General features: G+C 70.0%; 28 protein-coding genes. 12 read left to right on the forward strand and 16 right to left on the reverse strand.

The genetic code is table 11. From position 1 onward, the window contains the following. Positions 1-5 precede the first annotated feature (5 nt). The 3 genes from MCHUDSM44219_RS02530 to aroA form a co-directional block, all read right to left on the reverse strand. Positions 6-851, reverse strand: a complete 846-nt coding sequence (locus tag MCHUDSM44219_RS02530; protein WP_048416658.1) for an aldo/keto reductase — start codon at positions 849-851, stop codon at positions 6-8. 75 nt (positions 852-926) lie between these two features. Continuing rightward, positions 927-1,922 (reverse strand): ribosome small subunit-dependent GTPase A, encoded by a 996-nt coding sequence (gene rsgA / locus MCHUDSM44219_RS02535; RefSeq protein WP_048416659.1) that lies wholly within the window; start codon positions 1,920-1,922, stop codon positions 927-929. Continuing rightward, complete coding sequence (gene aroA / locus MCHUDSM44219_RS02540) at positions 1,919-3,232, reverse strand: 3-phosphoshikimate 1-carboxyvinyltransferase (protein ID WP_048416660.1); 1,314 nt, start codon at positions 3,230-3,232, stop codon at positions 1,919-1,921. The genes rsgA and aroA overlap by 4 nt, the downstream gene beginning before the upstream one ends. A 47-nt stretch (positions 3,233-3,279) precedes the next feature. Between aroA and MCHUDSM44219_RS02545 the strand changes: the two genes are divergently transcribed. Then, the gene (locus MCHUDSM44219_RS02545; protein WP_048416715.1) at positions 3,280-4,032 is read left to right on the forward strand and encodes an SOS response-associated peptidase; all 753 of its coding nucleotides are present in this window, start codon (positions 3,280-3,282) and stop codon (positions 4,030-4,032) included. Beyond that, the gene (locus tag MCHUDSM44219_RS02550; protein ID WP_048416661.1) at positions 4,029-5,534 is read left to right on the forward strand and encodes a DUF7782 domain-containing protein; all 1,506 of its coding nucleotides are present in this window, start codon (positions 4,029-4,031) and stop codon (positions 5,532-5,534) included. The genes MCHUDSM44219_RS02545 and MCHUDSM44219_RS02550 overlap by 4 nt, the downstream gene beginning before the upstream one ends. Here the strand turns inward: MCHUDSM44219_RS02550 and MCHUDSM44219_RS02555 are convergent. Beyond that, on the reverse strand, positions 5,519-6,292 hold the full coding sequence (locus tag MCHUDSM44219_RS02555) for a class I SAM-dependent methyltransferase (protein WP_048416662.1): 774 nt from the start codon (positions 6,290-6,292) through the stop codon (positions 5,519-5,521). The genes MCHUDSM44219_RS02550 and MCHUDSM44219_RS02555 overlap by 16 nt on opposite strands. 26 nt (positions 6,293-6,318) lie before the next feature. Between MCHUDSM44219_RS02555 and MCHUDSM44219_RS02560 the strand changes: the two genes are divergently transcribed. Further along, entirely contained in the window at positions 6,319-7,038 is a 720-nt protein-coding gene (locus tag MCHUDSM44219_RS02560; protein ID WP_082161998.1) for a YqjF family protein, read from the forward strand. 78 nt (positions 7,039-7,116) lie between these two features. On the opposite strand, the gene MCHUDSM44219_RS02565 is transcribed toward MCHUDSM44219_RS02560, so the two are convergent. Both MCHUDSM44219_RS02565 and MCHUDSM44219_RS02570 read right to left on the reverse strand, forming a co-directional pair. Next, positions 7,117-7,962 (reverse strand): SDR family oxidoreductase, encoded by an 846-nt coding sequence (locus MCHUDSM44219_RS02565; protein WP_048416664.1) that lies wholly within the window; start codon positions 7,960-7,962, stop codon positions 7,117-7,119. A gap of 10 nt (positions 7,963-7,972) precedes the next feature. After that, positions 7,973-8,461 (reverse strand): YbaK/EbsC family protein, encoded by a 489-nt coding sequence (locus tag MCHUDSM44219_RS02570; RefSeq protein ID WP_048416716.1) that lies wholly within the window; start codon positions 8,459-8,461, stop codon positions 7,973-7,975. Between the two features lie 232 nt (positions 8,462-8,693). Between MCHUDSM44219_RS02570 and MCHUDSM44219_RS02575 the strand changes: the two genes are divergently transcribed. Both MCHUDSM44219_RS02575 and rsrA read left to right on the forward strand, forming a co-directional pair. After that, positions 8,694-9,359 carry a sigma-70 family RNA polymerase sigma factor gene (locus MCHUDSM44219_RS02575; protein ID WP_048416665.1) on the forward strand — a complete coding sequence of 222 codons (666 nt, stop codon included), beginning with the start codon at positions 8,694-8,696 and terminating at the stop codon, positions 9,357-9,359. After that, the gene (gene rsrA, locus MCHUDSM44219_RS02580) at positions 9,356-9,670 is read left to right on the forward strand and encodes a mycothiol system anti-sigma-R factor (RefSeq protein WP_048416666.1); all 315 of its coding nucleotides are present in this window, start codon (positions 9,356-9,358) and stop codon (positions 9,668-9,670) included. The genes MCHUDSM44219_RS02575 and rsrA overlap by 4 nt, the downstream gene beginning before the upstream one ends. 63 nt (positions 9,671-9,733) lie before the next feature. On the opposite strand, the gene MCHUDSM44219_RS31655 is transcribed toward rsrA, so the two are convergent. Then, on the reverse strand, positions 9,734-9,826 hold the full coding sequence (locus MCHUDSM44219_RS31655) for a 50S ribosomal protein bL37 (protein WP_104863173.1): 93 nt from the start codon (positions 9,824-9,826) through the stop codon (positions 9,734-9,736). Positions 9,827-9,947: 121 nt separating this feature from the next. On the opposite strand from MCHUDSM44219_RS31655, the gene MCHUDSM44219_RS02585 reads away from it, so the two are divergent. Continuing rightward, positions 9,948-10,163: a biotin/lipoyl-binding carrier protein gene (locus MCHUDSM44219_RS02585; protein ID WP_043414713.1), complete on the forward strand. Its 216-nt coding sequence runs from the start codon at positions 9,948-9,950 to the stop codon at positions 10,161-10,163. A gap of 13 nt (positions 10,164-10,176) precedes the next feature. Beyond that, complete coding sequence (locus MCHUDSM44219_RS02590) at positions 10,177-11,667, forward strand: two-component system sensor histidine kinase PdtaS (RefSeq protein ID WP_048416667.1); 1,491 nt, start codon at positions 10,177-10,179, stop codon at positions 11,665-11,667. 125 nt (positions 11,668-11,792) lie between these two features. Here the strand turns inward: MCHUDSM44219_RS02590 and whiB1 are convergent, their stop codons facing one another. The 3 genes from whiB1 to MCHUDSM44219_RS02605 all read right to left on the reverse strand — a co-directional run bounded on the left by whiB1 (position 11,793) and on the right by MCHUDSM44219_RS02605 (position 14,197). Further along, positions 11,793-12,047 carry a transcriptional regulator WhiB1 gene (gene whiB1 / locus MCHUDSM44219_RS02595; RefSeq protein WP_043406682.1) on the reverse strand — a complete coding sequence of 85 codons (255 nt, stop codon included), beginning with the start codon at positions 12,045-12,047 and terminating at the stop codon, positions 11,793-11,795. Between the two features lie 258 nt (positions 12,048-12,305). Next, positions 12,306-13,271: a diacylglycerol/lipid kinase family protein gene (locus tag MCHUDSM44219_RS02600; protein WP_048416668.1), complete on the reverse strand. Its 966-nt coding sequence runs from the start codon at positions 13,269-13,271 to the stop codon at positions 12,306-12,308. An 11-nt stretch (positions 13,272-13,282) separates the two neighbouring features. Next, positions 13,283-14,197, reverse strand: coding sequence for a LysR substrate-binding domain-containing protein (locus MCHUDSM44219_RS02605; protein ID WP_048416669.1), 915 nt, complete (start codon positions 14,195-14,197; stop codon positions 13,283-13,285). 77 nt (positions 14,198-14,274) lie between these two features. Here MCHUDSM44219_RS02605 and MCHUDSM44219_RS02610 point away from each other — a divergent pair, with 77 nt between their 5' ends. Genes MCHUDSM44219_RS02610 through MCHUDSM44219_RS02625 form a run of 4 tightly spaced genes read left to right on the forward strand, consistent with a single transcriptional unit; the run spans position 14,275 to position 17,670 of the window. Beyond that, on the forward strand, positions 14,275-15,486 hold the full coding sequence (locus MCHUDSM44219_RS02610) for an acetyl-CoA C-acetyltransferase (protein ID WP_048416670.1): 1,212 nt from the start codon (positions 14,275-14,277) through the stop codon (positions 15,484-15,486). Between the two features lie 5 nt (positions 15,487-15,491). Next, positions 15,492-16,244 (forward strand): 3-oxoadipate enol-lactonase, encoded by a 753-nt coding sequence (gene pcaD / locus MCHUDSM44219_RS02615; protein ID WP_048416671.1) that lies wholly within the window; start codon positions 15,492-15,494, stop codon positions 16,242-16,244. Continuing rightward, on the forward strand, positions 16,241-17,029 hold the full coding sequence (locus MCHUDSM44219_RS02620) for a CoA transferase subunit A (protein WP_048416672.1): 789 nt from the start codon (positions 16,241-16,243) through the stop codon (positions 17,027-17,029). The genes pcaD and MCHUDSM44219_RS02620 overlap by 4 nt, the downstream gene beginning before the upstream one ends. Then, positions 17,026-17,670 (forward strand): CoA transferase subunit B, encoded by a 645-nt coding sequence (locus MCHUDSM44219_RS02625; RefSeq protein WP_048416673.1) that lies wholly within the window; start codon positions 17,026-17,028, stop codon positions 17,668-17,670. The genes MCHUDSM44219_RS02620 and MCHUDSM44219_RS02625 overlap by 4 nt, the downstream gene beginning before the upstream one ends. Position 17,671: 1 nt before the next feature. Here MCHUDSM44219_RS02625 and pcaC read toward each other — a convergent pair whose 3' ends face one another. Genes pcaC through pcaH form a run of 4 tightly spaced genes read right to left on the reverse strand, consistent with a single transcriptional unit; the run spans position 17,672 to position 20,587 of the window. Further along, positions 17,672-18,037 (reverse strand): 4-carboxymuconolactone decarboxylase, encoded by a 366-nt coding sequence (gene pcaC / locus MCHUDSM44219_RS02630; protein ID WP_048416674.1) that lies wholly within the window; start codon positions 18,035-18,037, stop codon positions 17,672-17,674. Continuing rightward, entirely contained in the window at positions 18,037-19,230 is a 1,194-nt protein-coding gene (locus tag MCHUDSM44219_RS02635; protein WP_048416675.1) for a lyase family protein, read from the reverse strand. Before MCHUDSM44219_RS02635 ends, pcaC begins: the two co-directional genes overlap by 1 nt. A 2-nt stretch (positions 19,231-19,232) precedes the next feature. Next, positions 19,233-19,787 (reverse strand): protocatechuate 3,4-dioxygenase subunit alpha, encoded by a 555-nt coding sequence (gene pcaG / locus MCHUDSM44219_RS02640; RefSeq protein WP_048416676.1) that lies wholly within the window; start codon positions 19,785-19,787, stop codon positions 19,233-19,235. A 14-nt stretch (positions 19,788-19,801) separates the two neighbouring features. Then, positions 19,802-20,587 (reverse strand): protocatechuate 3,4-dioxygenase subunit beta, encoded by a 786-nt coding sequence (gene pcaH / locus MCHUDSM44219_RS02645; RefSeq protein ID WP_048416677.1) that lies wholly within the window; start codon positions 20,585-20,587, stop codon positions 19,802-19,804. Between the two features lie 71 nt (positions 20,588-20,658). Between pcaH and MCHUDSM44219_RS02650 the strand changes: the two genes are divergently transcribed. Next, positions 20,659-21,408, forward strand: a complete 750-nt coding sequence (locus MCHUDSM44219_RS02650; protein WP_048416717.1) for an IclR family transcriptional regulator — start codon at positions 20,659-20,661, stop codon at positions 21,406-21,408. 71 nt (positions 21,409-21,479) lie between these two features. On the opposite strand, the gene MCHUDSM44219_RS02655 is transcribed toward MCHUDSM44219_RS02650, so the two are convergent. Together MCHUDSM44219_RS02655 and MCHUDSM44219_RS02660 are read right to left on the reverse strand one after the other, a co-directional pair. After that, positions 21,480-22,817: an MFS transporter gene (locus MCHUDSM44219_RS02655; RefSeq protein WP_048416678.1), complete on the reverse strand. Its 1,338-nt coding sequence runs from the start codon at positions 22,815-22,817 to the stop codon at positions 21,480-21,482. Between the two features lie 57 nt (positions 22,818-22,874). Then, positions 22,875-23,738 carry a shikimate dehydrogenase gene (locus tag MCHUDSM44219_RS02660; protein ID WP_048416679.1) on the reverse strand — a complete coding sequence of 288 codons (864 nt, stop codon included), beginning with the start codon at positions 23,736-23,738 and terminating at the stop codon, positions 22,875-22,877. Between the last annotated feature and the right edge of the window lie 166 nt (positions 23,739-23,904).

A 23,904-nucleotide genomic window follows, 5' to 3' on the forward strand; every position in this document is an offset into this window, starting at 1 on the left:
GTCGATCAGGGCACGTAGTCGAAGGTGTCCGGGTTCGGCCCGGTGCGGCCGTCCTCGCCCTTGTCCAGACCCGAGATCGCCGACAGATCGTCGTCGCCGAGCTCGAAGTCGAACAGCGCGAAGTTGTCCTTGATCCGTCGCTCGGTCACCGATTTCGGGAACACGATGTCACCGCGCTGGATGTGCCAGCGCAGCACGACCTGAGCCGGCGACTTCCCGACGGACTCCGCGATGCGGGTGATCACCGGATCGTCGAGCACCTTGCCCTGCGCGATCGGTGACCACGCCTCGGTGGCGATACCGTGCTCGCTGCCGTAGGCCCGCACCTCCTCGTTGGTGAAGTAGGGGTGCACCTCGATCTGGTTCACCGCGGGCACGGTGCCCGTCTCCTCGGCTAGCCGCTCGAGGTGGTCGACCTGGAAATTGGACACGCCGATGCTGCGTGCCCGGCCGTCTTTGGCGAACTCCTCCAACGTCTTCCACGTCGAGACGTAGTCACCGTCGTAGAGCGTCGGCAGCGGCCAGTGGATCAGGAACAGGTCGACGTAATCGAACCCGAGTTCGGAGAGCGTCTTGTCGAACGCGCGGCGCGCGTCGTCGGGCTTGTGGAACCCGTTGTTGAGCTTGCTGGTGATGAACACCTCGCCGCGGTCGACGCCCGAGTTGCGGATGCCCTCTCCGACGCCCTTCTCGTTCTGGTACATCTCCGCCGTGTCGATGTGTCGGTAGCCGATGCTCAACGCCGTGTTGACCGCGTCGGCCGTGTCCTCGGGTGGAATCTGATAGACGCCGAAGCCCAGCTGGGGGATCGTCGCGCCGTTGTTCAACTTGATCATGGGTACCTGTGTCACGTTGTTCCTCCTTCGCGGGCAGCGTGCCCCATGGGCGGGCCGCACAAACACTGCGCGTTCATTGTCATCGGCAGGTCAGGAATGGTCGCGCTCGGCGTCGCGCAGCACGGCCAGCAGCCGGCGAGCCGCACCGACCCGGTCGGCCGCCGCCCCGGACAGCGAGTCCAGCGCACACTCCGGATCGGCGGGCGGCCCCATGTGCCCACATCCGCGCGGACAGTCGTCGATCGCGTGGGCCAGATCGGAGAGCGCCATCACCACGTCGTCGGGCGCGATGTGCGCCAGCCCGAACGAGCGGATCCCCGGGGTGTCGATCACCCAGCCCCCCGCCGCCAGCGGCAGCGCCACCGACTGCGTCGACGTGTGCCTGCCCCGCCCGATGTCGGTGACCGCCCCGGTGGCCCGATCCGCATCGGGGACAAGCCGATTCACCAGAGTCGACTTACCGACCCCGGAATGTCCGAGCAGCACCGTCACTTTGTCGGTGAGCAACTGCTGCACCGCGGCGAGCTCATCGGCCCGGCCGGCGGTCACGATCGTCAGATCGAGGCCGGCGAACTGCGCGGCGAACGGTTCGGCCGGCGCCAGGTCGGTCTTGGTGAGGCACAGGATCGGCTCCAGGCCACCGGCGTACGCGGCGATCAGCGTGCGCTCAACCAGCCCGGTGCGCGGCGGCGGATCGGCCAGCGCCACCACGATCAGCAGCTGGTCGGCGTTGGCGACCACCACCCGCTCGGTCGGATCAGTGTCATCGGCGGTGCGCCGCAACACCGTTCGGCGCTCCCTGCGCCGCACGATGCGCGCCAGGGTGTCGGGCCGTCCCGACAGGTCCCCGACGACGTCGACGTCGTCGCCCACCACGATCGGGGTGCGGCCGAGTTCGCGGGCCCGCATCGCGGTGACGTGGCACGCGGGGTCGCGGCCCAGCGCGCAGCCCCACCGGCCCCGGTCGACGGTGACGACCATGCCCTGTTGTGCGTCGGCGTGCTCGGGCCGGGTCTTGGTCCGCGGTCGCGAGCCGCGGCCCGGGCGCACCCGGACATCGGACTCGTCGTACTCGCGTGGGCTCAAAGGCCGGCCTGGGAGTCGGTCTGACCGGCCAGCATGTCGGCCCACATCTGCGGGAACTCCGGCAGCGTCTTGGCCGTCGTGCCGATGTCCTCGACCTCGACGCCGGGCACCCGCAGTCCGATGATCGCTCCCGCGGTCGCCATCCGATGATCCGCGTAGGACTGCCAGACCCCGCCGTGCATCTGCTGCGCGGTGATCGTCAACCCGTCGTCGGTCTCCAAGCACTGCCCGCCGAGTCGGTTGATCTCGGTGCTCAACGCGGCCAGCCGGTCGGTCTCGTGGCCGCGCAGATGGGCGACCCCGCGCAGATGCGACACCGACCCGGGAGTGGCGAGCGCGGCCATCGCCGCCACCGACGGGGTCAGCTCGCCGACGGCACGCAGATCGACATCGATGCCGCCGTAGGTGGCTGTGCCCTGCACCTCCAGATACGAGTCGCCGCGGCGCACCACCGAGTCGAACGTCGACAGGATCGACAGGATCGCCTGCGCCGGTTGGGTGCTCACGTCCGGCCAGCCCGTGACGCGGACACTTCCGCCGCTGACCACGGCCGCGGCCAGGAACGGCACCGAGTTCGACAGGTCGGGCTCGATCACCCAGTCGTGGGCGGCGACCGGGCCGGGGGAGACCCGCCACCGGTTGGCGGTCCCGTCGTCGACCTGCACACCGGCCTCGCGCAGCATCGCGACCGTCATCGCCACATGCGGCGCGGACGGCACCTCGGCACCGGTGTGCACGACCGTCAGCCCCTCGTCGAACGCCGCGCCCGAGAGCAGCAGCCCCGACACGAACTGCGACGAGCCCGACGCGTCGATCTCGACGGTGCCGCCCCGCACCGCGCCTTTGCCGCGCACGTCGAACGGCAGCGCGTCGCCGTCGATCCCGACGCCGAGCGCGCGCAACCCGTCGAGCAGCGGGGCGATCGGACGGGCGCGCGCCTGCTCATCGCCGTCGAACGTGACAGTCTCGGTGCCCAGCGCCGCCACCGGCGGCAGGAACCGCAGCACCGTGCCCGCCAGACCGCAGTCGATGCGCGTGCCCGGCTCGGGCTCGAGCGCGCCGCTGATGGTCAGCTCGGTGTCGTCGGTGGCCGCGGCCTCCACCTGCAGGCCGAGACTTCGCAGGGCGCCGATCATCAGGTCGGTGTCACGGCTGCGCAGCGCGCCGCGCACGGTCGAGGTGCCGTGCGGGGCTGCGAGCGCGGCCAGCACGAGGGCGCGGTTGGTCTGCGACTTCGAGCCCGGCACCGTGACGGTGGCATGGACAGGGGTCGCGGTCGACGGGGCCGGCCAGGTGCTCACAGGGTTCATTGTGGGCCATCCTGGCCCCGTCATGGGTTTCTGCCACCATGGGGACCATGTGCGGGCGATTCGCGGTGACCACCGATCCGGCGCTGCTGGCCGAGAAGATCAAGGCGATCGACGAAGCCACCTCCCAGCTGAAGGAGCCGTCGTCACCCAACTACAACGTGGCCCCGACGACGACGGTGGCCACCGTCGTCAAGCGGCACACCGACCCCGAGGACGAGTCGACCCGCCGGGTGCGGCTGATGCGCTGGGGACTGGTGCCGCCGTGGGTGAAGGCCACCGATGTCGGCACACCTGACACCAAGGGCCCGCTGTTGATCAACGCGCGGTCGGACAAGGTGACGAGCTCGCCGGCGTTCCGCAGTTCGGCCAAGGCCAAGCGCTGCCTGGTGCCGATGGACGGCTGGTATGAGTGGCAGGGCCAGAAGGGCGCCAAGACCCCGTTCTTCATGCACCCCGTCGACGGGGAGCCGCTGTTCATGGCCGGGCTGTGGTCGTCCTGGCGGCCGAAAGACGCGCCGAAGGACGCCCCGCCGTTGCTGAGCTGCACGATCATCACCACCGACGCGGCGGGGCCGCTCGCCGAGATCCACGACCGCATGCCGCTGACGATCAGCGCCCGCGACTGGGACCACTGGCTGGACCCCGACGCCCCGATCGACGAGGGCCTGCTGCGCGGGCACGGCGACCTGGACCGGATCGCGGTTCGGGAGGTGTCGAGGCTGGTCAACAGCGTGCGCAACAACGGGCCGGAACTGATCGAGCCCGTCGAGCCGCAGCCGGAGCAAGCCACGCTGCTATGAGCCTGCCGCTGACCGACCGCGCGGTGGTCGACGCGCTGGGCGCCGACCTGAAAGCGGCGAACTTCACCACCGACGGGGTCGCCGAGTTGCTCGGCGCCGACGCGGGCGCCGCGTTCAGCCGCGGGCTCTGGTGGTCGGCGCTGCGCGCCACCGACCGGGCCCCCGCCTCTCGGCAGCAGCTGGCGACCCTGGTGCGGCTGTTCCTGCTCGGCGCCGACGAGACCCGCTCCCGCGCCGCCTCCGCGTTCCCCGGCGCCGGCGTCGACGCGCTGACCGCCGCCGGCGTCCTCGAGCCCACCCCAGGCGGGTTTCGCGCCGTGCTGGACATCCGGCCGCACAGCGACGGCGCCCGCGACTTCCTCGTCGTCTCCGATCAGGACGCGGCGCTGCGGCCCGGGCCGGTGCGTCGCGACCACGTGCTCGGCATCGGCGGCGCGTCGGTGTCCCTGGCGCACGCGGTCGTCCGCACGCCCGTCGGCCGCGCGCTCGACGTCGGCACCGGCTGCGGCATCCAGGCGCTGCACCTGGCCGGGCACAGCGACCACGTCGTCGCCACCGACACCAACGAGCGCGCGCTCGCGCTGGCCGCGGCCACGGCGCGGCTCAACGGCATGTCCTGGGACCTGAGGGCGGGCAGCCTGTTCGAGCCGGTGGCGGGGGAGCGGTTCGACCTCATCGTGTCCAATCCGCCGTTCGTGGTCGGCGTCGGGGCGCTCGATTACATCTACCGTGACTCCGGGATGGCCGGAGATGCACTGTGCGAGAACATGATCCGTGAAGTCGGTGACCATCTGGAGCCGGGCGGCACTGCGCAGATCATGGCGAACTGGATCGTGCGCGACGGCCGGGACTGGCGGGAGCGGGTCCGGGGCTGGCTCGACGGCAGCGGCCTGCACGCGTGGGTGGTGCAACGCGAGTTCGCCGATCCGATCAGCTACGTCTCGCTGTGGACCTCGGACGCCGGCGAACTCCCGGAGGAGGCCGCGCGCCGCGGCGGGCTGTGGCTGGACTGGTTCGACGCGGAGGGCATCGCCGGGGTGGGCATGGGCATGATCGTGGTGCGCGCGCCGCGTCGCGGGGAACACCGTCGACCCGAGCAGGTGCTGGAGGAGATCACCGGCGCCGACGAGCAGCTCACCGGCCCTGAGGTGGAGGCCTTCTTCGCCCGCCGGGAGTACCTGCACGACACCAGCGACGACCGGCTGCTGGCCACCCGGCTGACCACCGCGCCGGTGTTCCTCGACGAACAGTCGCTGCCCGGTCCAGAGGGCTGGCAGACCGTCGGCGCCGCGGTGCGCCGCCCCGGCGGGCCCGGGGCGGTGATCGGCGTCGACGAGGTCTCCCGCGCGCTGCTCGCCGGCTGCCGGGGTGAGGTGCCGCTGGGCATGCTGATCGAGCTGCTGGCCGCCCACCACGACGTCGACGCCGACGCGCTGGCCGCCGCCGCGCTGCCGGTGGTGCGCGAGGCGATCGGCCGCGGAATCCTCTACGAGGCGCGGTAGACGGCGCTGACCACGACGTAGGGCGAGGAGAACGCGACCACGCCCGACTGATCGGCGTGCTGCTGCAGCGCCGCGGCGAACGCGTCGGCCAACTCCTGGCGTGCGGCGCCGGCACGCCCGAACGCCGCGACGTGCATCGGCGACTCGGTCTGCAACCACTCCAGGGCGGCGGACACCGAGGCGAACTCCCACCGGTGCTCGCCGCGCTCGAACGCCAACTCGGTGAAGTGCGGTGCCAGCCGGTCGGCGACGAGAGCCTCGTCGCCCCACTGGTCGGGGGAGAAGCCGGCGGTCGCGGGCGCGCCCAGCACCGCGATCACCGGGTCGAACAGCGGATTGCTCTGTGCGCGCACCCACGACGAGAAAGCCAGCACGCCAGCGGGTTTGAGCAGGCGCGCGATCTCGGCGACCTGACCGACCGGCTCGACGAAGATGATGCCCATGTTCGACACCACGGCGTCGAACGAGCCGCCCGGCAGGCCGGTGTCGGCGGCGTCGCCGACCGTCCAGGTGACGCGCGGGGCGCGCTGGGCGGCGAGGTCGATCAGCTCGGGAGTCAGGTCGACCCCGGTGACCCGCGCCCCGCGCGCCGCGGCGGCCACCGCGGCGCTGCCGGTGCCGCACGCGAGATCGACGACGGTCGCGTCCTCGAGCGGCCGTCGCCGCCCGACGGCGTCGACCACGCGCTCGGCGATGTGGGCAATGCGTTCGCCCACGGCGTCGTAACGTCCGGCAGACCAGATCGACGGCGATGACACAGGGACCAGCGTGCCACGATGTGCCGATGAGCGAGTTCGCGGTCCACGCGCCGCCGCTGCCGCGGCCGGTGACGTTCGATCAGTTCTGGGCAGACCTGACGTTCGTGCACTGGCCGGTCGATCCCGGCGCCGTCGCGCGGTTCTTCCCGCCCGGGACCCGGCCCGACGTCATCGACGACGTCACCTACGTCGGGCTGGTGCCGTTCGTCATGCGTGACCTCAGGCTCGGCACGGCGGTGCGACTGCCGTACTTCGGGACGTTCGCCGAGACGAACGTCCGGCTCTACTCCGTCGACGACAGCGGCCGGCACGGGGTGCTGTTCCGCTCGCTGGAAGCTGAGCGGCTGGCGGCGGTCGCGGCCAGCCGGGCCGCGCTGGGCATCCCGTACACTTGGGCGAGGATGCGCGTCACCCGCGACGGCGACCGCATCCGCTACGACAGCGTGCGTCGTTGGCCGCGGCGGGGACTGCGCAGCGACGTCACCGTCCGCATCGGGGAGCCGATCGAACCGACGCCGCTGGAGGTGTGGCTGACCGCGCGGTGGGGTGCGCACACCCGCAAGGCGGGCCGAACCTGGTGGCTGCCCAACGAGCACGCCACCTGGCCGCTGCACAGCGCCGAAATCGTTGACTTGGCAAGCGAGTTGGTGATCGCAGCCGGGGTGCCCGTCGACGGCCCGGCGCTGCGACCACTGTATTCGCCGGGCGTGCACGCCCGCTTCGGCGCGCCGTCGAAAGTCGCCTGAAGGCCCCCGCGGAAGCGCATTCTTGGTCGCTCCAGCGGCCGGATCGCAACCAGGAATGCTATTCCGCGGCAAGCGGGGTCAGGGGTGGGAGTAGCCGGGCGGGTTCGCCGACTCCACCCAGAAGTCCACGCCGAGATCCGAGCCCGGCACGCAGTCGTACACCGACAGGTCCGTGACGCCGGATTCCAGCAGCACGTCCTCGCACAGCAGCGTGTGGCCCGTGTAACTCGACGGTTTGGTCAGGATCGCGTACGCCGCATCGGAATACACCTCGGGCTTGCGGGACCGCTTCATCGACTCCTCACCGCCGAGCAGGTTCTGCACCGCCGCCGTGGCCACCATCGTGCGCGGCCACAGCGTGTTCGAGGCGATGCCGGCCTCCTTCAACTCCTCGGCAATGCCCAACGCGCACAGGGTCATTCCGAACTTCGCCATCATGTACGGCGTCGGCTTGAGCCACTTGGGCTCCAGCAGCACCGGCGGCGAGAGCGTCAAGATGTGCGGATTCTCCCGGCCCTTCATGTGCGGAATACAGGCCTGCGACACCGCATAGGTGCCGCGCACCTGGATGCCGTTCATCAAATCGAAGCGCTTGAGCGGCACCTCCTCGATCGACCCGAGGTTGATCGCCGAGGCGTTGTTGACGCACATGTCGATGCCGCCGAACTGTTCGACCGCCGCCGCGACCGCCGCCGCCACCGAGTCCCCGTCGCGCACGTCGCCGACGATCGGCAACGCCTGGCCGCCGACCTCCTCGATCTCCTTGGCCGCGGTGTAGATGGTGCCCGGCAGCTTCGGATGCGGCTCAGCGGTCTTGGCGACCAGCGCGATGTTGGCGCCGTCGGCGGCGACCTTCTTGGCGATCGCCAGGCCGATTCCACGGCTGGCTCCGGAGATGAACATCGTTTTTCCCGCGAGTGACATGGACCAGAGCTTAGGCGGCGGTGATCTCCGCGGTGACGGCGTTGGTCAGTCGCACCAGATCGCGCGGGTCCAGCGCGACGTCGAGGCCCCGCTTGCCGGCGCTGCACAGCACCCGGTCCCACTGCAGCGCTGAGGAGTCCACCACCGTCGGCAGCGGCTTGCGCTGACCGAGGGGCGAGATGCCGCCCACCACGTACCCGGTCGAGCGTTGCGCGGCGGCCGGATCGGCCATCGTCGCCTTGGCCACCCCCAGCGCCGCCGCAGCCGCCTTCAGCGACAGCTTCGACGGCACCGGCAGCACGGCCACCCCCAGCCCGGTCGGCAGCGTCAGGACCAGCGTCTTGAAGATCTGCGCAGCCACGATCCCGTTGCGGGCGAGCTCGTCGACCGCCTCGTCGCCGAACGCCTCGGTGCGGGGATCGTGTCGGTAGGCCAGCACCTCGTGCGGGGCGCCGGCCGCCACCAGAGCCGCGATCGCCGGCGTCGCTGCGCGTGCCACCGGCACAGAGTACGGGCGCGCCGGGGTGGGAACACGACCGGCGCCGACGCTGTTGATTCGAGACAGCTGTGATGGTGTTTCAGGCAGCAAGCGTTTGTCGTCGGTCTCGACCTCTAGGATCAACAGAAGGGGATAGATGGTGCCAGCGTTGGCCGTGGAGGCCCCGTTGCGTCCGGTGATCATGCCGGACCTTCTCAGTGGTGCCGTAAGAGAAGGGACGGTGTTCCCCAGGATGACCGACACCGATGGGTTGGCCGCAGAGGCGACCCTCGATCCAGATCAGAACCCGGCGCGCGAGGAAACCGACGCCGAGTTGACCGCGCGCTTCGAGCGCGACGCCATTCCGATGCTCGATCAGCTCTACGGCGGTGCGCTGCGCATGACGCGCAATCCCGCCGACGCCGAAGACCTGCTGCAGGAAACCATGGTCAAGGCCTACGCAGGATTCCGGTCCTTCCGCGAGGGCACCAACCTCAAGGCGTGGCTGTATCGCATCCTGACCAACACCTACATCAACAGCTACCGCAAGAAGCAACGCCAGCCCGCGGAGTATCCGACCGAGGAGATCACCGACTGGCAGCTCGCAGCCAACGCCGAGCACACCTCGACGGGGCTGCGTTCGGCCGAGGTCGAGGCGCTGGAGCTGCTGCCCGACAATGAGATCAAGGAAGCCCTGCAAGCCCTGCCCGAAGACTTTCGGATGGCGGTCTACTACGCCGACGTCGAGGGCTTCCCGTACAAGGAGATCGCCGAGATCATGGACACGCCGATTGGGACGGTGATGTCGCGGCTGCACCGCGGCAGGCGCCAACTGCGCGAGTTGCTGGCCGATGTGGCCCGCGACCGCGGTTTCATCCGGGGCCAGCAGTCCGACGCACCGGAGGAGGTCACCTCATGAGCGGCACGCCGAACAGCCCCGACGAGGAACGCTGGAGCCCGCCCATCGGGCCGATCGACCCCGAGCACCCCGAGTGCGCCGCGGTGATCGCCGAGGTGTGGACGCTGCTCGACGGTGAGTGCACCGTCGAGACCCGCGACCGCCTGCGTCAGCACCTCGAAGAGTGCCCGACCTGCCTTCGTCACTACGGCATCGAGGAGCGGGTCAAGCACCTGATCGCCACCAAGTGCAGCGGCGAGCGGGCCCCCGATGGCCTCCGCGAGCGGCTTCGCGTACAGATCAGCCGCACCACGATCATCCGCGGCGGCTGACGCCGCAACGAGAAACCGCCCGGCTTCGCGAGAAGTCCGGGCGGTTTGTCGTTGAAGCAGGGGTCAGCGCACTGACTTCGAACCGCAGTTGGGTCGCTTGCCGTGGTTGGCCTTGCTGTGCTTCCGATCGCGCTTCTTGCGGCCACGCTTGGCCATGATCCACCTCCGAATTACTCAACTGATTGCCGCCATTGTCTCACGGACCGGTTGATGCTCTGTCCACAGCGTCGTGTGGTTCGATAGACGCCTACAACGTCGGTGAATGAGTGGGGTGAAGATGGCCGAGGACGTTCGCGCGGAAATCGTGGCCAGTGTGCTCGAGGTCGTGGTCAGCGAGGGCGATCAGATCGGTGAAGGCGACACCCTGGTGCTGCTCGAATCGATGAAGATGGAGATCCCCGTGCTCGCCGAGGTCGCCGGAACCGTGAGCAAGGTCAGTGTCTCGGTCGGTGACGTCATTCAGGCCGGCGACCTCATCGCGGTCATCAGTTAGCCCCCAGTAGGTCATGTCCACACTCGGTGACCTGCTCGCCGAGCACACCGTCCTGCCCGGCAACGCCGTCGACCACCTGCATGCCGTGGTGGGCGAATGGCAGCTTCTGGCCGACCTGTCGTTCGCCGACTTCCTGATGTGGGTGCGCCGCGACGACGGTCAGGTGGTGTGCGTGGCGCAGGTCCGGCCGAACACGGCGCCGACGGTGCTGCTCGCCGACGCGGTGGGCACCGTCGCGCAGTCCGCCGAGGTGCCGATCATCGCCGCGGCGTTCGACTCCGGCGACATCGGGCGCGCGACGATCGAGGGCAGCGATGCCGGACCCGGGCTCAACGTGGAGGCCGTTCCGGTGCGCTACGGCGTCGACGTCGTCGCGGTCCTGACCCACCAGACGTCCCTGGCCCCGCGCCAGGCGAGCCCGCTGGAGGCCGCCTACGTCGACTGCGCGGCCGACCTGCTGCTGATGCTGTCGGAGGGCACGTTCCCCAACGTCGGGGATCTCGCGATGTCGCGGTCGAGCCCGCGGGTGGGTGACGGATTCATCCGGCTCGACGAGGCCGGGGTGGTCACCTTCGCCAGCCCGAACGCCATCTCGGCGTATCACCGGATGGGTCTGACGGCCGAACTCGAGGGCCACAACCTGGTCACCGTCACCCGGCCGTTGATCTCCGACCCGTTCGAGGCGCAGGAGCTCGCCAACCACGTCCGCGACTCGCTGGCCGGTGGATCGAGCATGCGGATGGAGGTCGACGCCGGCGGTGCCGCGGTTCTGCTGCGCACGCTGCCGTTGGCCGTGCACGGCCAGGCCGTGGGCGCCGCGGTGCTCATCCGTGACGTCACCGAGGTCAAACGCCGCGACCGGGCGCTGCTGTCCAAGGACGCGACGATCCGGGAGATCCATCACCGGGTGAAGAACAACCTGCAGACCGTCGCCGCTCTGCTGAGATTGCAGGCGCGCCGGACCACCAACGCCGAGGGCCGCGAGGCGCTCATCGAATCCGTGCGCCGGGTGTCGTCGATCGCGCTGGTGCACGACGCCCTGTCGATGTCGGTGGACGAGGAGGTCAACCTCGACGAGGTGATCGACCGGATCCTGCCGATCATGAACGACGTGGCCACCGTCGATTCCCCGATCCGCATCAACCGGCAGGGGGAGCTGGGTGTCCTCGACGCCGACCGCGCGACCGCGCTGATCATGGTGATCACCGAACTGGTGCAGAACGCCATCGAGCACGCCTTCGACGCCTCGACCGCGGCCGGCTGCGTGACCATCAGGTCCGAGCGGTCGGCCCGGTGGCTCGACGTGGTGGTCCACGACGACGGGCGGGGACTGCCCGACGGATTCAGCCTGGAGAAGTCCGACCGCCTCGGTCTGCAGATCGTGCGAACCCTCGTGTCCGCCGAACTCGACGGATCATTGGGAATGCACGATGTCCCGACCGGCGGCACCGACGTGGTGCTGCGTGTGCCGATCGGCCGACGTGGCAGAACGAGCCAATTCTGACCAATCGCTGTGCCTGGCCCGCGAATTCGAGCGTTCGCAATCGGGACAGTTTTTGTGTAATTCAGTTCACACAGTTACGGCCCCGACATTTCGTCGGGGCCGTCACCAGTTGATGCGGAACGCGATCAGACTCCGGAGCGCGCCTTGGTCCGCGCGTTGCGGCGCTTCAGGGCGCGACGCTCGTCCTCGCTCATGCCGCCCCACACGCCCGCGTCCTGTCCGGACTCCAAAGCCCAGCTCAGGCACTCCGCAGTCACCGGGCAGCGATTGCAGACGAGCTTCGCGTCAGCGATCTGGGCAAGGGCCGGGCCGCTGTTCCCCACCGGGAAGAACAGTTCCGGATCCTCGTCGCGACAGACCGCCTTGTGGCGCCAATCCATGAGTCCTACTCCTTTTCGTGTGCGCAGCGAAGCGCACGAGCTTTACTTCGGCTGTTAACGCAAGCGCTCCAAATGTTTCAGCGCTGTTGCATCCGATGCTTTCACAGGCTGAACAGATGTCAATAGCAGTTCGTTAACACGTGGGCTATCTCACTACGTCGGACCGTTACCGATCCCTCTATCCGGTTGTACTACACTCAATCCACCTGCGCCCATATCTGGGAGTGTGACGTCACAATTTCCGGGTCGCGGTGCAGGTCAGAGGTGTTCTGGCCGAGATTTCGGGGGCGGGGCCACGACACCGAGAGCATCCGGCACCGCGACGAACTCCATCTTTTCGCGCGGGCCGATGAAATCGCCGTCGATCTGGCATGCCACCGGTCGGTCACTGGTCACCGTCAGCCACGGCAGGTCGTCGTCTCGCACCAGATGCCGGGCTTTCAGCCGCGGATTTCGTGACAGCATCTGCCGAACCAGGCCCAAGTTGGCCCACACGTTCATGCTCGTGGTCGCGAACACCCCGAGGCCGGTCTCGAAGGTGGTGTCGGGGTTCGTCCACACCGGGCGGGCGTTGGCGTAGGTCCACGGACTCGAGTTCGACACGAACGCGAAGTGCACGCCGGTGACCGGGTCCCGGTCGGGCAGGTGCAGCGTCAGCGTCGGTTCCGCCCGGGCGCTGGCCAGCACCTCACGGATCGCGACCCGGATGTAGCGCGAGGCGGTGACCTTGCGTCCCTTGGCGCGCTGCTCCTCGACTGCGGCGACGACGTCGCCGTCCACGCCCATGCCCGCGGTGAACACCGCCCAGCGCTCCTTGCAGTCCATCAACCCGATGCGCCGCCACGTGCGGGTGCGCCGGAACTCCGAGAGCAGATCGACGAGCTGGTTGGTGGCCTCGAGTGGATCTGGGCTGATGCCGAGCGCGCGGGCGAACACGTTGGCCGACCCGCCGGGGACCACACCGACGGCGGGGCCGGCGTTCGATGGTCCGAGCTCCCCGAGGACGCCGTTGACGACCTCGTTCACGGTGCCGTCGCCGCCGTGCACGATCAGCACGTCGACTCCGCGTCGGGCGGCGTCACCGGCGATCTCGATCGCGTGGCCACGATGGTCGGTGTGCACGACGGTCAGCCGGGTCCGGCTCTCCAGGGCGTGGGCCAGCAGGTCGCGGCCCGCCCGCGTCGTCGACGTCGCATTCGGGTTCACGATCAGCACGGCACGCACGAGGGGTGAGCCTATCCGGATTCGTCGACCGCGATCTGCCGCAGCACGCTGATCACGTTGCCGATCAGCGGGTTGTCGGCCTCGGACACCCCCGAGCCCGCCGAACGCGTCGCGGCCAGCAGGTCGACGCCCAGGGTCGTCGGCAGCAGCGGGCGGTAGCGGACGCCCGCGATGTCCAGCGCGGCGCTCGGAGCCGGCACGATCGCCACACCGAGACCGGCGGCGACGAGCGTCACCAGCGTCGAGGTCTCCGTCACCTCATGGCGCACGGTCGGGACGAAGCCCGCGTCGGCGCACGCGGCCGCGACGATGCTGCTCATCACCGATCGGCCGTTGCCGGCGTGCGCGACGAACGCCTCCTGCCGCAGGTCGGCCACCGTCAGCGTGTCTCGCGCCGCCAGCGGGTGGTCCGCGGGCAGCACGGCCAGCAGAGGGTCGCGGCGGATCGTCTCGACGTCGATGCCGGGGTGATCGACCGGCGGCCGCAGCAGCGCCACGTCGATGGCGCCACTGTGCAGCGCGGTCAACTGGGCCGGCGCCAGCATCTCGCCGCGGACGCTGACCTCGACGCGGGGCAGGGTCTCGCGCAACGCGCGCACCAGCTGCGGCAGCAGCGAGTAGGTCGCCGAGCCGACGCAGCCGATGGTCAGCCGGCCCTCCTGCCCGGCGTGGATCCGCCGCGCCTGCTCGGCGGCGTCGTCCACCTCGTCGAGGACCGCGATCGCGCGCCGCAGATACGCCCGGCCCGCGGCGGTGAGCTCGACCGAGCGGGTGGTGCGGATGAGCAGGTCGACGCCGAGCTCTTGCTCGAGGTGGCGGATCTGCTGCGACAGCGGCGGCTGCGCGATGTGCAGGCGTTGCGCAGCACGGCCGAAGTGCAGCTCCTCGGCGACCGCGCGGAAATAGCGGAGGTGGCGCAACTCCATGACCAAGAGTTTAGAGCTCTCAATCATCGGCATTTGGGTATTTCTCTTTACTGAGTCGCGGACCTAGCGTGGAACGCATGGACATCGTCATCTGCAGCCCCCTCCGCACCCCGGTGGCGCGGATGGGCGGCGCACTCGCGGAGCTGAGCGCCGCCGACCTGGCCACCGCCGTTCTGCGGGAGCTTGCGGCCCAGACCGGTCTCGGCGAGGGAGACATCGACGACGTCATCCTCGGCCAGGGCTACGCCAGTGGAGAGGCGCCGGCGATCGGCCGCATCGCCGCCCTCGACGCCGGGCTCGGTACCGGCGTGCCGGGCCTGCAGGTCGACCGGCGCTGCGGTTCGGGCCTGCAGGCCGTGCTGTACGCAGCCGGTCAGGTGGCCACCGGCGCGGCGCGCGTGGTGGTCGCCGGCGGCGCCGAATCGATGTCCAACGTCGAGCACTACGCCCTCGGGTTGCGCACGGGTGTGCGCCAGGGCGGCATCGCGCTGCTCGACCGTCTCGATCGGGCCCGTGAAACCGCGGGCGGCGCAACACATCCCGTCGCGGGTGGGATGATCGAGACCGCCGAGAACCTGCGCCGCGAGTACGGCATCGGCCGCGCCGACCAGGACGCTCTCGCGCTGCGCAGCCACCAGCGCGCCGTGGCCGCGCACGACGCCGGACGCTTCGCCGACGAACTCGTGCCCGTCACCGTGCCGGGGCGCCGCGGCAGGCCCGACGTCGTCGTGGACCGCGACGAGCACCCCCGAGCCGACCTCGATCTGGAGGCGCTGGCCGCGCTGCGGCCGATCCGGTCGAAGGTCGACCCCGAGTCGACCGTCACCGCGGGCAACGCCTCCGGGCAGAACGACGGTGCTGCCCTGTGCGTCGTCACGACCCAGGCCGAGGCCGAAAAGCGCGCTCTCACTCCACTGTTGACGCTGCGGTCCTGGGCGGTCGCCGGTTGTGGCCCCGAGGTGATGGGCATCGGCCCGGTGAGCGCGACCGCCGCGGCGCTCGACCGCGCCGACTTGACGCTCGACGACATCGACCTGATCGAACTGAACGAGGCGTTCGCCGCCCAGGTGCTCGCCGTGCTCGCCGAATGGAAGATCGACCCGCTCGACGACCGGGTCAACCCGTGCGGATCCGGGATCTCGCTCGGTCACCCGATCGGGGCGACTGGGGCGCGCATCCTCGCCACCGCCGCCTACGAGGCGCGCCGCCGCGACGCTCGCTACGTCCTCGAGACCATGTGCATCGGTGGCGGTCAGGGTCTGGCAGCGGTCTTCGAGAGTATCCGGTGACCCTGATGAGCACAGTCGACGTGCATGCGGTGGTCTCCGGCGCCGGACCGGCGGTGGTGCTGTCCAACTCACTGGGTTCGACCCACCGGATGTGGGACCCGCAGGTCGCCGAGCTGGAGCGGCGATTCACCGTGGTGCGCTACGACACCCGCGGCCACGGCGCGTCACCGGTCCCGGACGGGCCGTACACGATCGACGATCTGGCCGATGACCTCATCGCGCTGCTCGACCGGCTCGACCTCGAGCGGGCCCACCTCGTCGGGCTGTCGCTGGGCGGCATGACCGTCATGCGGGTCGCCGCACGAGACCCTGAGCGGGTCAGCCGGATCGCGCTGCTGTGCACCGGTGCGCAGCTGCCGCCGGCCACTGCCTGGACCGAACGCGCCGCCACCGTGCGCGCCCACGGCACGGGTGCCGTCGCCGCCGCCGTCGTCGACCGCTGGTTCACCGATGGATACGACGGTGACCGCGGCTACTGGCAGCAGATGGTCGCGGCCACTCCGGCCGAGGGATACGCGGGCTGCTGTGAGGTAATCGCCGAACTCGATCTGCAGCAACAACTTTCCGCGATCACCGCCCCGACGCTGGCCATCGCGGGAGCCGACGACCCGGCAACCCCGCCGGCCAGGCTGGCCGAGATCGCCGAGGCCGTGCCCGAATCGCGCCTGCTCGTCGTCGACGCCGCCGCCCATCTGGCCAACGCCGAACAACCCGGGGTGATCACCCCCGCCCTCATCGAACATCTGGAGCAGTCATGACCGTGAACAAAGTGGTCGGTTCGGCCGCCGAGGCCGTCGCCGACATCCCCGACGGCGCGAGCCTGGCCGTCGGCGGCTTCGGCCTCGCCGGCATCCCGTGGTTCCTCATCGAGGCGCTGCTGGAGCAGGGCGCCGGCGACCTGACCATCGTCAGCAACAACTGCGGCGTCGACGGCGGCGGGCTGGGCCTGCTGCTCGAAGCGCGCCGGATCAGCCGCGTCATCGCCTCGTACGTCGGGGAGAACAAGGAATTCGCCCGCCAGTACCTGGCCGGCGAACTCACCGTGGAACTGACTCCCCAGGGCACGCTCGCCGAACGGTTGCGCGCCGGCGGCAGTGGCATCGGCGCGTTCTTCACCCCGACCGGCGTCGGCACCATGGTCGCCGAGGGTGGGCTGCCGTGGCGCTACCGCAGCGACGGGACCGTCGCGCTGGCGTCGCCGCCCAAGGAAGTCCGGGTCTTCAACGGCCGCGAGATGCTGCTCGAGGAGTCGATCGTCACCGACTACGCGCTGATCCGCGCCGCCGTCGCCGATACCGCTGGCAACTGCGTGTTCCACGCGGCCGCGCGCAATTTCAACCCGCCGGCGGCGATGTCCGGCCGCATCACCGTCGTGGAGGCCGAACGCGTCGTCGAAGTGGGCGAACTCCATCCCGACGAGATCCACCTGCCGGGCATCTTCGTCCAGCGGGTGCACGAACTGACCCCGGAACAGGCCACCCGCAAGGAAATCGAGAAGCTGACCACCCGGCCGCGGCCGGAACCGCAGGAGGTTGTGCGATGAGCTGGACCCGCAACGAGATGGCCGCCCGGGCGGCCCTCGAACTGAACGACGGCGACTACGTCAACCTCGGCATCGGGCTGCCCACCCTGATCCCCGACCACCTCCCCGCCGGATCCACGGTCACCCTGCACGCCGAGAACGGCATCCTCGGTGTGGGCCCGTTCCCCTACGAGGACGAGGTCGACCCGGATCTGGTCAACGCCGGCAAGCAGACAGTGTCGGTGGTGGCCGGGGCCTCGTACTTCGACTCGGCGACCAGCTTCGCGATGATCCGCGGCGGTCACGTCGACGTCGCCGTGCTGGGGGGCATGCAGGTCGCGGCCAACGGCGACCTGGCCAACTGGATGGTCCCCGGCGCGATGGTCAAGGGCATGGGCGGTGCGATGGATCTGGTCAGCGGGGCCGAACGGGTGATCGTGCTGATGGACCACACCGCGAAATCCGGTGCCGCCAAACTCGTTTCGGACTGCACCCTGCCGCTGACCGGTAAAGCGGTGGTCAGCCGGGTGATCACCGACCTCGGGGTGTTCGACGTCGCCGGTGACGGGTTCACCGTCGTCGAGCTCGCGCCCGGCGTCGCCTACGCGGACGTGGTGGCCAAGACCGGGGCGCCGCTGAGCGGCGTGCCCGCCGCGGTGTGAGCTAATCCTCGTCGAGCACGCGCGAGGCGATGCGGAACGCGGTGTTGGCGTCGGGCACTCCGCAGTAGATCGCGCACTGCAGCAGCACCTCCTTGATCTCCTCGACTGTCAGGCCGTTGCGCCGCGCGGCCCGCACGTGCATCGCGAGCTCTTCGTGGTGGCCCCGGGCGATCAGCGCGGTGAGCGTGATCAGCGACCGCGACTTGCGGTCCAGGCCCGGCCGTGTCCAGATCTCGCCCCACGCATACCGGGTGATGAGATCCTGGAACTCCTCCGTGAACGCGGTGGTGCCGGCAACGGCGCGGTCCACATGCGCGTCGCCGAGAACCTCACGGCGAACGGCCATTCCGTCGTCGCGGATGCTCATCAGGTCTCCTTCAGATAGGCGGTGGCGCGGCGCAGCGCGGCGTCGACGAGCTGATCGGCGGCACCGGAATAGGTGGCGGCGGGCTGACGGTCCGCCAGCTCAGCCATGGCCTGCTGTTCGGCGTCGATGCCCTCGGCCGCATGGAGATTGGAGCGGGCGCGGGCGGCGTCGAAGCGGAGTCCGGTCAGCAGATCGGTGGCCTGCGAGGCGGCGACGACCGTGGTGCGGACCAGTGTGCGCAGCGCCGCCCACTCGGCGTGCCAGCCGCCGTCGGAACGCTCGTCGACCGACGCCGCGGACGCGGAGTGCAGCGTCGCGCCGAGTGCGGGCGCGGTCAGGGCGGCGCGGCGCAGCAGTACCGTCAGCACCGGGTTGCTCTTGTGCGGCATGGTCGAGGACCCGCCGCCGGAACTCTCGGCGAGTTCACCGGCCCGGACGCCGGCCGCGACGTCGTTGGCGATGTGCCCCCACGCGTCGCAGCAGGTGACCAGCGCGTCACCCGCGCGCGTCAGGCGGGCACGCGAGGTGTGCCACGGAAGAGCCTCGGCCAGAGACAGTTTGACGGCCAGGGCGGCCGACATCGCCAGCGCGGCGTCGGCCGAACCCGTGAGCTCGGTCGCGGCGGCCAGCGTGCCCGCCGCGCCCCCGGCCTGCACTGAGGGAGCGGGCACGCAGTCCAGCGTTTCGGCGGCGTCGAGCACCGCGCCCAGCCAGACCGCGAACTTGAGTCCGGCGCTGCCCGGCAGCGCCGGCTGGGTCAGCGTGCGGGTGAGCAGCGGCTCGTACCGGTGGGCCGCAACCATGCCGGCGAGGGCCTGAACCTGTGCGTTCAGCTGTGTGCCGAGCGTGTCCAGCGCGTCACGCAGGCACAGCATCAGCGCCGTGTCGAGCACGTCCTGACTGGTCAGGCCGCGATGCAGCCACCGGGCGGTGTCGCCGCCGGTCCGCGACCGCAGCAGGGCGACGAGGCCCGTGACGGGGTTGCCGTCCTTCTCCGCACCCGCGGCGATCGTCGCCGCATCGGTGTGATCGACGAGCGCCGTCATGTCGGCAGCAGCCGAGGCGGGAGCCACGGCTTGCTCGACAAGCACGGCCAGCCAGGCGTTCTCGACATCGACCAGCGCGGCGAGGAATGCCTCGTCGCTCATCACCGCGCCTGCGCGGTGATCACCCGGCCAGAACAGGTCGGCCACGGTCAGTGTCCCGGGTAGCGCAGGAAGACCGTCTCGTCGGGACCTTGCAGGGAGATGTCGAAACGCAACCCGGTCGCGTCGTGTTCGGCGATCAGCGTGCGCCGACGGTCGGCGGGCAGCGATCCCAGCAGCGGATCGGTGTCGAGCGCCGGCCCGGGAACGTAGGCGCGGGTGAACAACCGGTTGAGCAGGCCGCGGCCGAACACCGTCACGAGGATGAACGCCGCGCGGCCTGGCGCGGTGGCGCCGGGCTCGACCGTCGAGAAACTGAAGTGGCCGGCGTCGTCGGTCGAGGCACGGCCCCAGCCGGTGAACGTCCAGCCGTCCCGGTGCAGCGACCCCGCCTGCCGGGGGACGGAGCCGTCGGCGCCCGCCTGCCAGATCTCCAGCAGCGCATCCGGCACCGGCTTGCCGTCACCGTCGGTCACGGTGCCGTGGAAGCGGATCGCGCCGGGTGTCTGCGGCGGGACGAGTTCCGAGTCGTGCTCGAACGGCAGCGCGTACCCGTAGAAGGGACCGATGGTCTGGCCGGGGGTGGGGGTCAGCAGGGTGCTCATGCTCTGCCCTTTGCTCATCGCGCGTCCTCCTCGAACACGGTGCGCTGCGCTCCGGTCAGCACGATGTCCCAGCGATACCCGGTGCACCACTCGTGCGTGGACACATCGTGATCGTAGGCGGCGACCAGCCGGTCGCGGGCCTTCTGGTCGGTGATGGATTGGTAGATCGGATCCAGCGTGAACAGTGGATCGCCCGGGAAGTACATCTGGGTGATCATCCGCTGGGTGAAATCCGTTCCGAACAGCGAGAAGTGGATGTGGGCGGGGCGCCAGGCGTTGCGGTGGTTCTTCCACGGGTACGGGCCGGGTTTGATGGTGGTGAACGCGTAGGTGCCGTCGTCGTCGGTCAGGCAGCGGCCCACGCCGGTGAAGTTCGGGTCGAGCGGAGCGGCGTGCTGATCGCGCTTGTGCACATAGCGTCCCGCCGCGTTGGCCTGCCAGATCTCGACCAGTTGGCGGCGCACCGGCCGGCCCTCGCCGTCGACGATGCGTCCGGTGACGATGATCCGCTCGCCGATCGGCGCCCCGTTGTGCTGGATCGTCAGATCGGATTCCAGCCGGTGCACGTCGCTGTCACCGAAGACCGGTGACCACAACTCGATGCCCTCCGGGTCCGCATGCTGCAGGTCTTTCGTCGGGTGGCGCAGAAGGCTGCTGCGGTAGGGCGCGTAGTCCAGCCGCGGCTGGGTCTCCTCGACGCCCGAGCGGAGGTAGGCCGACTCGATCGCCGCCATCTCGGCGTTGATCTCCGCCTGGCTCGCCGACGCGCTGTCCGGGTCGGTGCCGATGATTGCTGTCATGGTGCTCACCGTATGCCGGGCTGCGCGGCCGACGGAAGGCTAAGCTTCCGCTGAGCGGAAGGATGTGTGCGATGGCCGGAAACGCGGCGACGCCGGGCGTCAGCGTCACCCAGCGTTTGCTGGCCGTTGTCGGTGCATTCGACGACCGCCATCGGGCGCTGACGCTCACCGACCTTGCGCGCCGAGCCGGTCTCGCCGTGCCCACCGTGCACCGCCTGGTCGGCGAGCTGGTCGGCGGCGGTGCGCTGGAACGCCGCGACGACGGCCGCTACGTCGTCGGCCGGCTGCTGTGGCAGGCCGGGCTCCTGGCGCCGGTGCAGGGTCGGTTGACCGAGGTGGCCGAACCTTTCGTCAGTGACGTGTATGCGGCGACGCTGGCCACCGTCCACCTGGCGGTGCGCGACGGCGACCAGGTGCTCTATCTGCATCGGCTCGCCGGGCGGGCCTCGGTGCCGATCGTCTCCACGGTCGGCAGCCGGCTGCCGATGCACTGCACCGGGGTCGGCAAGGTGCTGCTGGCCCACGCGCCGCAGGACGTGCGCGAGAACGTGCTGACGAGTTTGCGGAGGGTGACGTCGCGGACGATCACGTCACGCCGCGTGCTCGAGGAGCAGTTGGACCGCGTCCGCCGCGAGGGTGTCGCGATGACCGCCGAGGAGATGTCGCTGGGCGCCTGTTCGCTGGCGGTGCCGGTCGTCCAGTCCTCGGACGACACCGTGGCGGCCGCGCTCGGAGTGGTGGTGCCCACCCTCAAGCGTGACCGCCAGCGGTTGATCGGTGCGCTGCAGGTCGCCGCCCGCGGCATCGGCCGCCTCCTCTGATATGCCGAAACTGTATTCCGCGCGGGCTCTCGGTGCTCGAACGCGCGCGGAATACAGTTTCGGCGGATAGATCAGTGGGCGACCAGGGTCCGGGTCGACTCGGCGTCGCTGCGGCCCAGCTGGTCCGTCGGGACGTTCTTGGTTTCGCGGGCCGTCAGCGCGGCACCGGCCGAGATCAAGCAGACCACCGCGGTGAAGAGGCTGATGACCACCCATCCGCCTTCGCGAACGCCACCGAGTGCGGTGACGATCGACGGGGCGAAACCGGCGAGCAGGAAGCCGATCTGCGTGCCGATCGCCATCCCCGAGAACCGGACCTGGGTGGAGAACATCTCGCCGTAGAACGACGGCCAGACCGCGTTGGCCGCGGCGTAGCCGAACGAGAAGGTCGCGACGGCCAGCGCGAAGGTCAGCAGGTGATTGCCCTGGCTCATCGAGAGCATGTAGAAGGGCATCAGCGCGGCCGAGGAGAGCGCGCCGTAGATGAACACCGGCTTGCGTCCGATCCGGTCGGCGAGCTTGCCGAACAGGGGCTGGGTGAAGAGCGCACCCACGTTCGCGGCGACGACGAGCCACAGCGTCAGATCGGCGTCGAGGCCCACCTTCTTGCCGTACGCGAGCGCGAGATTGGCGAACACCGTGGACACCGCGGCGATGAACGCGCACAGGATGACGCGCACCACGTCGCGCCAGTGGTGGCGCAGCAGCGGCACCAGCGGCATCCGGGCGATCGTGCCGGCGTTCTTGGCCTCGGTGAACTGCGGGGTCTCGTGCAGCTGGCGGCGGATGAAGTACGCGACCACGACGACCGCGGCCGACAGCCAGAACGGAACCCGCCATCCCCAGCTGTATTTCGCCTCGTCGGGCAGGGCCATGAACGGGATCATCACCAGCGACGCGAGGATCAGGCCGCCCTGGGTGCCGGTCAACGTCCACGACGTGTAGAAGGCCCGTTGATCGTCGGGGGAGTGTTCGAGGGTCAGCGAGCTGGCCCCGGCTTGCTCGCCGGCGGCCGAAAGACCCTGCAGCAGACGGCAGATCACCAGCAGCACGGGCGCGGCCCAGCCGATGGTGTCGAAGGTCGGCAGGCAGCCGATCAGGAACGTCGACAGACCCATCAGCACCAGGGTGAACATCAGGACGCGCTGCCGGCCGATGCGGTCGCCGAAGTGGCCCAGGATGACCGCGCCGACGGGCCGCGCGATGTAGGCGAAGCCGAACGTGGCGAAGGACATCACCAGCGACGCTTCGTCGTCGGAGGGGAAGAACACGTGCGGGAAGATCAGCGCCGCCGCGGACCCGAACAGGAAGAAGTCGTAGTACTCGACGGCGCTGCCCATGAAGCTGGCGAGCGCGGCCCGCCGCGGCGTCTTCTCGGGGAGGATCCCCGGGTCGTGGGTGGTGGTCATCGGTGACTCCTTAGGGCGAATTGTGCCGGACGAAGGGACATTTCAGGGCTGATCTGGTCATTCGGCGACCAGCGAGCGGAAGTGCTTGGACATCCGCTCGGCGTCTGGGGCGATTCCGGTGATGAGGGCGAACGCGTCGGTGGCCTGATGGACCGCCATGTGGCCGCCGTCGAGCGTGCGGCACCCCGCGGCGCGCGCGGCCTGGAGCAGCGCGGTGTTCAGCGGCCGGTAGACGATGTCGGCGACCCACAATCGCGGGTGCAGCAGCTCGGCGGAGAAGGCCATGCCCGGATGGGCCGCCATTCCGGTCGGGGTCGCGTGCACCACGCCGTCACTGACGGGCAGCAGGTCGGGAAGCTGGTCGAACGCCGATGCCGACACCCGAGCATGCGGATGGCGCCCGGCGAGGTCGGCGCTCAGCCGCGCGGCGCGCGCGACGTCGAGGTCGACGATGTGCAGATTCCGGCAGCTGAGCCGGAGCAGCGCATCGGCCACCGCGGTGCCCGCGCCGCCCGCGCCGACGAGCACGACGGTGTCGACCGCCGCGCCGGGCAGACCCTCGGTGAAGCCGTGGGCGAAGCCGGTGACGTCGGTGTTGTGGCCGCGGGTCCGGCCGTCGTCGCCGAACACCACGGTGTTGACCGCGCCGAGGGCGGCCGCGGCCGGGTCGATCTCGTCGAGATGCCCGACCACCAGCTGCTTGCAGGGGTGGGTGATGTTCAGCGCGTCGAACCCGAGCGCCCGGGCCCACGACAGCACCTCGCCGATTCGTGTGGGGGAGATGGCCAGCTCGTCGAGGTCGATCGTGCGGTACACGTAGTCGAGTCCCTGGGCGCGGGCCTCGGTCATGTGCAGCGCCGGCGAGAGCGACGGGCCGACGCCGGTGCCGACGAGTCCGACGAGGTAGGGACGCGGGTTCATGCGGGCCTCTCCGTAATGTACTAACTGGTACGTACAGAGAAGTAGAGCACTGTGGTGCGTGTCGCGTCAAGAGCGGATTGTGACGGGGCGCATAGTTCCGGGAGCCGTGAGTAGACGCGAACTCGCGCTGAAGTGCCGCGCAGCGCGCGGGTTCGCGTCTGCTCGC

It is taken from the genome of Mycolicibacterium chubuense, from assembly GCF_001044255.1.
Classification (GTDB): Bacteria; Actinomycetota; Actinomycetes; order Mycobacteriales; family Mycobacteriaceae; genus Mycobacterium; species Mycobacterium chubuense.

Excerpts from the sequence above, each read along its gene's own strand:
- whiB1 (WP_043406682.1), bottom strand. The coding sequence starts at position 12,047 with ATGGATTGGCGCCACAAGGCGGTCTGTCGCGACGAGGATCCGGAACTG.
- MCHUDSM44219_RS02560 (WP_082161998.1), top strand. The coding sequence starts at position 6,319 with ATGAGCGAGTTCGCGGTCCACGCGCCGCCGCTGCCGCGGCCGGTGACG.
- aroA (WP_048416660.1), bottom strand. The coding sequence starts at position 3,232 with ATGAACCCTGTGAGCACCTGGCCGGCCCCGTCGACCGCGACCCCTGTC.
- MCHUDSM44219_RS02565 (WP_048416664.1), bottom strand. The coding sequence starts at position 7,962 with ATGTCACTCGCGGGAAAAACGATGTTCATCTCCGGAGCCAGCCGTGGA.
- pcaD (WP_048416671.1), top strand. The coding sequence starts at position 15,492 with ATGAGCACAGTCGACGTGCATGCGGTGGTCTCCGGCGCCGGACCGGCG.
- rsrA (WP_048416666.1), top strand. The coding sequence starts at position 9,356 with ATGAGCGGCACGCCGAACAGCCCCGACGAGGAACGCTGGAGCCCGCCC.
- MCHUDSM44219_RS02575 (WP_048416665.1), top strand. The coding sequence starts at position 8,694 with ATGACCGACACCGATGGGTTGGCCGCAGAGGCGACCCTCGATCCAGAT.
- MCHUDSM44219_RS02655 (WP_048416678.1), bottom strand. The coding sequence starts at position 22,817 with ATGACCACCACCCACGACCCGGGGATCCTCCCCGAGAAGACGCCGCGG.
- MCHUDSM44219_RS31655 (WP_104863173.1), bottom strand. The coding sequence starts at position 9,826 with ATGGCCAAGCGTGGCCGCAAGAAGCGCGATCGGAAGCACAGCAAGGCC.
- MCHUDSM44219_RS02590 (WP_048416667.1), top strand. The coding sequence starts at position 10,177 with ATGTCCACACTCGGTGACCTGCTCGCCGAGCACACCGTCCTGCCCGGC.
- MCHUDSM44219_RS02545 (WP_048416715.1), top strand. The coding sequence starts at position 3,280 with ATGTGCGGGCGATTCGCGGTGACCACCGATCCGGCGCTGCTGGCCGAG.
- pcaH (WP_048416677.1), bottom strand. The coding sequence starts at position 20,587 with ATGACAGCAATCATCGGCACCGACCCGGACAGCGCGTCGGCGAGCCAG.
- MCHUDSM44219_RS02605 (WP_048416669.1), bottom strand. The coding sequence starts at position 14,197 with ATGGAGTTGCGCCACCTCCGCTATTTCCGCGCGGTCGCCGAGGAGCTG.
- MCHUDSM44219_RS02585 (WP_043414713.1), top strand. The coding sequence starts at position 9,948 with ATGGCCGAGGACGTTCGCGCGGAAATCGTGGCCAGTGTGCTCGAGGTC.
- MCHUDSM44219_RS02660 (WP_048416679.1), bottom strand. The coding sequence starts at position 23,738 with ATGAACCCGCGTCCCTACCTCGTCGGACTCGTCGGCACCGGCGTCGGC.
- pcaC (WP_048416674.1), bottom strand. The coding sequence starts at position 18,037 with ATGAGCATCCGCGACGACGGAATGGCCGTTCGCCGTGAGGTTCTCGGC.
- pcaG (WP_048416676.1), bottom strand. The coding sequence starts at position 19,787 with ATGAGCACCCTGCTGACCCCCACCCCCGGCCAGACCATCGGTCCCTTC.
- MCHUDSM44219_RS02550 (WP_048416661.1), top strand. The coding sequence starts at position 4,029 with ATGAGCCTGCCGCTGACCGACCGCGCGGTGGTCGACGCGCTGGGCGCC.
- MCHUDSM44219_RS02625 (WP_048416673.1), top strand. The coding sequence starts at position 17,026 with ATGAGCTGGACCCGCAACGAGATGGCCGCCCGGGCGGCCCTCGAACTG.
- MCHUDSM44219_RS02620 (WP_048416672.1), top strand. The coding sequence starts at position 16,241 with ATGACCGTGAACAAAGTGGTCGGTTCGGCCGCCGAGGCCGTCGCCGAC.
- MCHUDSM44219_RS02650 (WP_048416717.1), top strand. The coding sequence starts at position 20,659 with ATGGCCGGAAACGCGGCGACGCCGGGCGTCAGCGTCACCCAGCGTTTG.
- MCHUDSM44219_RS02610 (WP_048416670.1), top strand. The coding sequence starts at position 14,275 with ATGGACATCGTCATCTGCAGCCCCCTCCGCACCCCGGTGGCGCGGATG.